This window comes from Streptomyces calidiresistens (assembly GCF_014141525.1).
Taxonomy (GTDB): Bacteria; Actinomycetota; Actinomycetes; order Streptomycetales; family Streptomycetaceae; genus Streptomyces; species Streptomyces calidiresistens.
In genome coordinates this window covers 1-1,947 of sequence record NZ_VKHS01000924.1, presented here as the reverse complement: position 1 = coordinate 1,947, position 1,947 = coordinate 1, and the positions used below count along the sequence as shown (strand labels likewise).

Annotated in this window: 3 protein-coding genes; 2 read left to right on the top strand and 1 reads right to left on the bottom strand. The window is 71.8% G+C overall.

Features of this window, described 5'->3' with window-relative positions; translation table 11 throughout:
- A partial coding sequence (locus tag FOE67_RS24190) for a 4-hydroxyphenylacetate 3-hydroxylase C-terminal domain-containing protein (RefSeq protein WP_323385408.1) occupies positions 1–389 on the top strand: 389 nt, incomplete at its 5' end.
- Positions 390–957: 568 nt separating this feature from the next.
- On the opposite strand, the gene FOE67_RS24185 is transcribed toward FOE67_RS24190, so the two are convergent.
- On the bottom strand, positions 958–1,704 hold the full coding sequence (locus tag FOE67_RS24185) for a phosphotransferase family protein (RefSeq protein WP_182666957.1): 747 nt from the start codon (positions 1,702–1,704) through the stop codon (positions 958–960).
- Between the two features lie 63 nt (positions 1,705–1,767).
- Here FOE67_RS24185 and FOE67_RS30995 point away from each other — a divergent pair.
- Positions 1,768–1,947, top strand: a 180-nt coding sequence (locus FOE67_RS30995) for a hypothetical protein (RefSeq protein ID WP_182666956.1), incomplete at its 3' end; no start/stop codon positions are given.

Here is a 1,947-nt window from a genome sequence, read left to right as displayed (position 1 = left end):
ACCCACCCACGGCCCACGCGCACCGGGTACCCGCCGGCACGGTCCATCGACGCGTACGGGAACTGATCGAGGACGCCGTCGGAGGCGCGCTGTGCCACCTGCCCTCCCACGTCTCGGATTTCGCCGCCCCCGGGCTGCGCCCGTACCTGGACACCTACCTGCGCGGCTCACACGGCACGGGCGCGGAGGAACGGGCACGCGTGATGAAAACCCTCTGGGACGCCCTGGGAAGCGAGTTCGCCGGTCGACACGCTCTCCACGAACGTCTCTACGCGGGCAGTGCCACGCGAAATCGCCTCGATGCCTATGACCACGCCGTCGGCTCCGGGCTCGCCGGCCGTCTCGTCGCCGAGGCCGAAGTCGCTCCCGGACCCCCGGCGGATGGGTGAAAGCCCCTGCTCGGTACGCCGTCGCACCCGACGGAAGCTCCCGATGCGGGGTCCGGGACCGGCCGGACGGGAGAGAAGTGGGGCGGGCGGGGCACGGGAACACGTCGACCGGACGGAGGCCGACCGGACCGTCCGATGCCGGGCAGGGGAAACCGTGACCTTCGCTTCGGTCGTCGCCGATAGCCGGCCCCGACCACCACACCCGGGCTCCCGGACCCCGGGCCGGGCGGTCAGCGACCTCCGTCGCGGAATGGCGCCCCGTGACCGTCGACACCCGCGGCCGCCCGTCCCGACAGGAAAACCGATCGTGACCCTCCCGCTCGAACTTCCGAGCCGGCCTCCACTCTCGGTCGTATCCGGGACGGAACGGCTGCGCTGCACGGCATCACCGGCATCGCCCTCGGCGGCTCCCGTGGGAGATCAACGACGAGTTGGCGTCGTGGACGAAGGACGTGTGACCGGCGGCAGCGGTTCGGCGCCCGTGTCGTGGCGATCGGGTGCTCCGGGCCGCCCCCGGGCGTGGCCGCGCCGGCGGTGAACGCGCACGCGGCGGTTGGGCCCGCCGGCCTCACAGCCGGGATCTCAGCACGTCGACCTCGCAGCCCGGCGCGAACGGGTCGAAGCCGTGCCCGAGGAGCCAGCGGATCGCCAGCAGGCTCCGCAACGACCACCACCCGCGGATCACGTCGAGATCCACATCGCCGCCGTAGCCGGCGACGACATCACCGAGGTGCTCCTCGTGTCCGAGCGTGAGGACGGCGAGATCGAACAGGGCATCGCCCCGGCCCGCCTCGGACCAGTCGATGATGCCGGTGATCTCGTCGCCGTCGAGGAACACGTGGGCGATCTGGAGATCGCCGTGCGTGAAGGCCGGGGTCCACGGCCGGAGCACGGCCTCGGCGACCCGGCGGTTGCGGGTGACCAGCTCGGCGGGCAGGACGCCGTTCGCCACGAGCCATTCGCACTCGCCGTCGAGTTCCGCCGCCAACTCCTCGGAACTCTTTCCCGTCCGACCGAGCCGGGACGGCAGCGGCGCGTCGTGCAGCTTCCGGATGACGGCGCCCGCCGCGGCCCACGCCGCCGGGGAGGCCGTCGACGGCTTGCCGAGACGGCCGAGCGCCGTGCCCGGAACCGCGGCGAGCGCGAGTACGGGCGGCTTGTGCCACAGGATCTCCGGGGTCGGAACCGGCGCCAGGGTCATCGCCTCGACTTCGGTATCGAGGCGCCCCCGGTCGGCGTCCACCTTCAAGAACATATCGCCGACGCGCAAGGTCGCGCGTTCGGAATGGGCGACGACGACCTCAACCTCATCCATGGCGACCAGTGTCCCGGATGCCCCTCCGGTCATCGCCTGTGAGGACGCGTCGGATCGCGTCCCGTGCCATCCGACCGCCTCGGGGGCGACACCGGCCATACCGGCCCCGCCCCGCAGGCCCTGTACGGCTTCACCCACCACAAGACCTTGGGCCGGGCCCTCGTCCATGCCCTCACCCTCCTCGGCACCCTCATCCCTGTCTCTTATAAACATCTGACGCTTCCGACGAAGCTGCAAGTGCAG

Coding starts and splice junctions, on each gene's coding strand:
- FOE67_RS24185 (WP_182666957.1), bottom strand. CDS start 1,704: ATGGATGAGGTTGAGGTCGTCGTCGCCCATTCCGAACGCGCGACCTTG.